The organism is Pseudomonas sp. BS3767, from assembly GCF_900099665.1.
GTDB lineage: Bacteria > Pseudomonadota > Gammaproteobacteria > Pseudomonadales > Pseudomonadaceae > Aquipseudomonas > Aquipseudomonas cerasi.
The window spans coordinates 157,521-162,505 of the sequence record NZ_FNCX01000006.1 but is presented as its reverse complement, the minus strand read 5'-3'; the positions used below and the strand labels follow the sequence as shown (position 1 = coordinate 162,505).

The following is a 4,985-nucleotide window of genomic DNA, read 5'->3' as shown; positions in this document are numbered from 1 at the left end:
CAGAAATCACCGTCCGTGAGCAGATTATTTTTTTATGAGCAGACGGGAGCGCAGAGCAGCAAGCCCGTCAGGCACGGCATGAGAAATGCCGGATGAACATCGAGACTCAGGGAGAAGGTGCGGCGCGGGCTCTCGGGCTCATGTCATGACCTGACATGCAAGCGCTCGGGGGGATCGCAGAGGGATGACAGACGAACGCGGCACGGCGCGACTCGCCTACAGAAAGGGGGGTGGCTGGCTCGTTGACGAGACTGATCGCTCTGCCCTTGGAACTGACGTTTGCATACCGCGTGACCAATTGAAACCTCATCTTCCGTTTGAGGGTCAACGACGGGGAACGGCCTGCGCCGGGGTGTCAGCGCCAGGGTGGACCCGATCGGCTGTGACTGCGGAGTCTGTGAACCCGTGACAGTCATTGGCGCTGGGTTTTTGGCCCTGGGCGCCGGGGATAATAACCACGATTTTCGGCGATGAGGCAAACAAAAAGTTACAAACCGCGAAAGTGTCCGTCAAACGGCACTGCTGTCCAGGCGGGAGAGCGGTTTGAAATTTCAGCGTCCGGCGGCGACTTTTCCCCGCGCGCAATGCAATACTCGAAAACTGACTCACACGAGCCCGGCCTCCATGACCCTCACCTACCGACGACTGACTCCGGCCGATGCACCTGCCTATCGCGCCTTGATGCTCGAGGCCTATGAACGTCATCCAGACGCCTTTACCTCTGACGTGAAGGAGCGCGAAGTGCTGCCTGCCCAGTGGTGGGAGAAGAGGCTCGATGACAGCGCTGACGCAACCGAAGTAGTGTTTGCCGCCGTTGAAGACGGTCTCTTGCTGGGTGTAGCCGGCCTTTGCGTCGAAACCCGAAAGAAGGCCCGACACAAATCGACCCTGTTCGGCATGTATGTGCCACTGGCGCACAGGAACAGAGGCATCGGCTCTCGATTGGTACGCAGCGTGCTCGACCATGCCCGAACCCGGCCCAGGCTTCTGGTCGTCCAGCTCACTGTCACGCAGGGCAACGCCGAAGCAGTCGGGCTGTACGAGCGCATGGGCTTCGTGACCTTTGGCATCGAACCCCTTGCAGTCGCTGTAGGCACCGGATTCGTCGCCAAGGTGCATATGTGGAAAGACTTGCGCGGGTAACCGGTCCACCCAGGTAACAGGCGCTTCAGCAATCGAGCGCGTCAGCCGCTTCGATCAGGGAATCGACGATCACGTCCCAGTCCTGTTCGGCGGTCAGGTCAGATGTCTGGCCTGGCCCGTGCTCGGCGGGGCGTCGGACGAAAACGGTCTTGAAGCCATTCGCACGTGCGGCAGTCAGGTCGGCGTTATGCGCAGCCACCATGGCGACGCAATGCGGCGCCAGGCCCACTGCTTTTGCAGACTTCAGGTAGGTCTGGGGCATCGGTTTGTAGGTGCCGGCGATCTCCGCGCCGACGATGACGTCCCAGGGCAGTCCGCCGAATTTAGCCAGGTTAAGCATTCCGGCGATGTGTCCGTTCGATAGCGTACCGATCGAGAATCTACGCTTTAATCGGGTCAGGCCTGAGACCGAGTCAGGCCATGGATCGAGCCGCTCCCAGGCCTTGTTCAGCTCGGCGAGCTCGGCCCCGGGGATGCTGCCGAAATCCACCTCGTGGCGCGCCAGCACGGTTTCGAGACTCTCACGGTTGAGCACATCGAGTGTCACGTAGGGGCGCTCACCCGCACGCACGCGCTGCATGGAAGGTTGATACAGGCTCCGCCACTGATCGGCAAAATCAAGAGGATCGATGTCCACGCCATGCCGCTGCAGAAAGGGCGCCGCGGCCCGCGCCACGCCGTTTCGCCAGTCGACAACGGTGCCGAATACATCGAAACCGAGAAACCCTATCTGTTCCAGCCTGGCCATATTGCTCTCCCGAATCGTGCACAGTCGCTTATAGTTCTACAGAATTAGAACTATAGAACCAATCGCGCCAAAGAGCGTTGTTTCGGGCAGGCATTGCCCCATCTGTAAACGCAAAACTGCTCGGCGACTGATCAATCAACGGTAGATGGAGGATTCATGGACTACGTAAAGCTTGGCAACACAGGACTGGATATTTCCAGACTGTGCCTTGGATGCATGACATTCGGCGAGCCCGATGCCGGAACGCACCCTTGGACACTGGGCGAAGAAGCAAGCAGGCCGATCATCAAACACGCCGTCGAGCAAGGCATCAATTTTTTTGACACGGCCAACAGCTACTCGGCAGGCACCTCGGAAACCATCGTTGGTAAATTGCTCAAAGAGTTCACGCGTCGCGACGAGACCGTGATCGCAACGAAGGTGTTCTTTCCGGCGAACATGTGGGAAGGCTCGACCCGCCCTAACGAAAAGGGCCTCTCGCGCAAGGCCATCATGTCCAGTATCGACGCGAGCCTGACGCGACTCGGCACTGACTACGTTGACCTGTACCAGATCCATCGCTGGGACTATGACACGCCCATCGAAGAAACCATGGAAGCCCTGCACGATGTGGTCAATGCCGGCAAGGCCAGGTACATCGGCGCGTCCTCCATGTACGCATGGCAGTTCGCCAAAGCCCAGCAGGTCGCAACCGCGCATGGCTGGAGCAGGTTCGTCTCGATGCAGAACTACCTGAACCTGGTGTATCGCGAAGAAGAGCGCGAGATGATCCCGCTGTGTATCGATCAGGGTGTCGGCCTGATGCCGTGGAGCCCGATGGCACGCGGCAGGCTGACCAGGCCCCATGGTCAGCAGACCGAGCGGACCAGAACCGACGTTTCCGGCCAGTCGTTTTACGAGGCGACGGAAAAGGAAGACGGTCGAGTGATCGATGCCGTGGAACAGCTTGCCGCAGAGCGCGGGGTACCGATGGCGCAAATCGCACTGGCTTGGGTGTTGGCCAAACGCGGTGTATCAGCGCCCATCGTCGGTGCTTCCAAGGCGACGCAGCTGGACGATGCCATCGCAGCACTCCAACTGGTGCTCAGTGATGAGGACATCAAACGCCTCGAGGCACCGTACGTGCCCCATGCAGTGACCGGTTTCGTCTGACCGGCGCTGCAGAACCCCGGGACCGGCGAATGGCGTGAGCCTCGCCGGTTACCTGTTGGAGACTGCGACCACGAATACCCGTAAAGAACGCACCGCAGCTTTCGTAACTGTCACACCGTTCTGAAATAACAACTGTCTATGTCACTGTACGCAAATATCTATTAGTCAGTCAGTCGACTGGGCGGTATCGTCAGGCCATTCTGAATAAAGGCTCTTTGCCATTATTTAATTCGACTTTTTCTCTTGCCTCTTTCGGGTTCATTTCATGAAAAATCAGGTTTCTCTGGCTACGCGCATCGGCTTGGGATTTGCCGCTGTCGTCTCGCTGCTCATCTTGATCACAGCCGTTGGCATTCAGCGGGTCGGGTTCATCGACAGCACCCTGGAAGACGTAGGCGAAAATGCCGCCAAGGTACAGCGCTATGCGATCAACTTCCGGGGCAGCGTGCACAACCGTGCAATCGCTTTGCGCGATGCCGTGCTGGTCAACAACGATCAGGACCTGGCGCTGCATCTGGCAGAGATGACCCGTCTTGAAAAGGACTATGTCGACTCGGCTGTACCGATGGAGCAGTTGTTCGCCAAGCAGAATATAAGTGCCGAGGAACGCCAATTGCTGCGTGGCATCAAGGAAATCGAACAGCAAACGCTCGGCTCTACCAAGAGCGTGATTGCCTTGCGCCGTGCCGGAGACATCGCCGGTGCCCAGGCCCTTTTGCTGAGCCAGACCTCCGGCGACTACAGCGAATGGCTGAAGCGTATCAACGCGCTCATCGACCATGAGGAAGCCTCGATCAGGGTTCAGCTGGATAATGTGCAGGCGACCGCCAGCCAGTTCCGTGGCCTGATGCTGCTGGCCACTGCGTTCGCTGTACTGCTGAGCATTGCGCTGTCGGCGTTCATCATTCGCTTCGTGAAAAAGACGCTGGGCGCGGAGCCTGTCGACGTTGCCGAGGCCATTCGCCGACTGGCTGCGGGCGATCTGCAGCAAACCATCACCACAGCGTATCCCGACAGCGTCATGGGTGTGCTGAAAACGGCGCTGAGCCGTCTTTCGGAAACCATCACCGAAGTGCGAATGGCCGCTCAGGAGGTCAGCCAGTCCTCTACCGTGCTGTCGGCAGCCTCCTCCGCCAACAACACCCAGATCATGGTGCAGACCCGTGAAGCCGAACAGGTGGCCACTGCGATCAGTGAAATGGCCGCGACGGTCAGTGAAGTCTCGGGCTACGCAGCACAGGCCGCAGATGCTGCGCGCCTGGCTGACAGTGAGGTTGCGAACGGCAACAGCCTCGTCGAAGGTACGACCACCGCCATCGAACAACTGGCGGCCACGCTGACTGAAACCACCAGCACCGTGGAGCAGGTGTCACGGCACGGCGAGCAGATCGAAACGGTGATCGAGGTGATCAACTCGATTGCCTCGCAAACCAACCTGCTGGCGCTCAACGCAGCCATTGAGGCCGCCCGCGCGGGCGAGCATGGCAGAGGTTTTGCGGTCGTGGCCGATGAGGTTCGTTCGCTGGCCAATCGCACCCAGCTGTCGACCCAGGAGATTCAAAACATGATCAGCACGCTGCAGGGTGGTACTGAAACCGCGGCACAAAACATGCGCGACAGCTGTGAACTGGTCAATCGCGCCGTGGAGCAGACACGCAATGCCCAAAGCGCCCTGTCGAGAATCAATCAGGAAGTGAGTGCGATCAATCACATGAACGCGCAGATCGCCAGCGCTTCGGTTCAACAGAGCTCAGTGGCAGAAGACGTTGCGATGAACATCACCAGTATCCACGACTCGACACTCAAATCCGCCAATGGATCGCAGCAGGTGGCTACCGCCAGCGAGGAGCTGGCACAGCTTGCGGATCGCCTGACCCGCAAGGTCGCGTTTTTCAAGGCAGGCTGAGGGTGCAATGAGGTATCGCGACGATGCATTCGGCAT

At 59.0% G+C, this 4,985-nt stretch carries 4 protein-coding genes; 3 read left to right on the top strand and 1 reads right to left on the bottom strand.

Annotated features, from left to right (window positions below):
• Positions 1–624 precede the first annotated feature (624 nt).
• Positions 625–1,143, top strand: coding sequence for a GNAT family N-acetyltransferase (locus BLR16_RS18255; protein WP_074807968.1), 519 nt, complete (start codon positions 625–627; stop codon positions 1,141–1,143).
• Between the two features lie 25 nt (positions 1,144–1,168).
• On the opposite strand, the gene BLR16_RS18250 is transcribed toward BLR16_RS18255, so the two are convergent.
• A complete protein-coding gene (locus tag BLR16_RS18250; RefSeq protein WP_060708841.1) occupies positions 1,169–1,891 on the bottom strand; it encodes a haloacid dehalogenase type II in 723 nt (240 codons plus the stop codon).
• A 156-nt stretch (positions 1,892–2,047) separates the two neighbouring features.
• On the opposite strand from BLR16_RS18250, the gene BLR16_RS18245 reads away from it, so the two are divergent.
• Both BLR16_RS18245 and BLR16_RS18240 read left to right on the top strand, forming a co-directional pair.
• Positions 2,048–3,043, top strand: a complete 996-nt coding sequence (locus tag BLR16_RS18245; protein ID WP_074807964.1) for an aldo/keto reductase — start codon at positions 2,048–2,050, stop codon at positions 3,041–3,043.
• Positions 3,044–3,308: 265 nt separating this feature from the next.
• On the top strand, positions 3,309–4,949 hold the full coding sequence (locus tag BLR16_RS18240) for a methyl-accepting chemotaxis protein (protein ID WP_024662578.1): 1,641 nt from the start codon (positions 3,309–3,311) through the stop codon (positions 4,947–4,949).
• Positions 4,950–4,985 lie beyond the last annotated feature (36 nt).

What these genes read in the sequence shown, in the direction of transcription:
- BLR16_RS18255 (WP_074807968.1), top strand. Translation starts at nt 625, where the DNA reads ATGACCCTCACCTACCGACGACTGACTCCGGCCGATGCACCTGCCTAT.
- BLR16_RS18250 (WP_060708841.1), bottom strand. Translation starts at nt 1,891, where the DNA reads ATGGCCAGGCTGGAACAGATAGGGTTTCTCGGTTTCGATGTATTCGGC.
- BLR16_RS18245 (WP_074807964.1), top strand. Translation starts at nt 2,048, where the DNA reads ATGGACTACGTAAAGCTTGGCAACACAGGACTGGATATTTCCAGACTG.
- BLR16_RS18240 (WP_024662578.1), top strand. Translation starts at nt 3,309, where the DNA reads ATGAAAAATCAGGTTTCTCTGGCTACGCGCATCGGCTTGGGATTTGCC.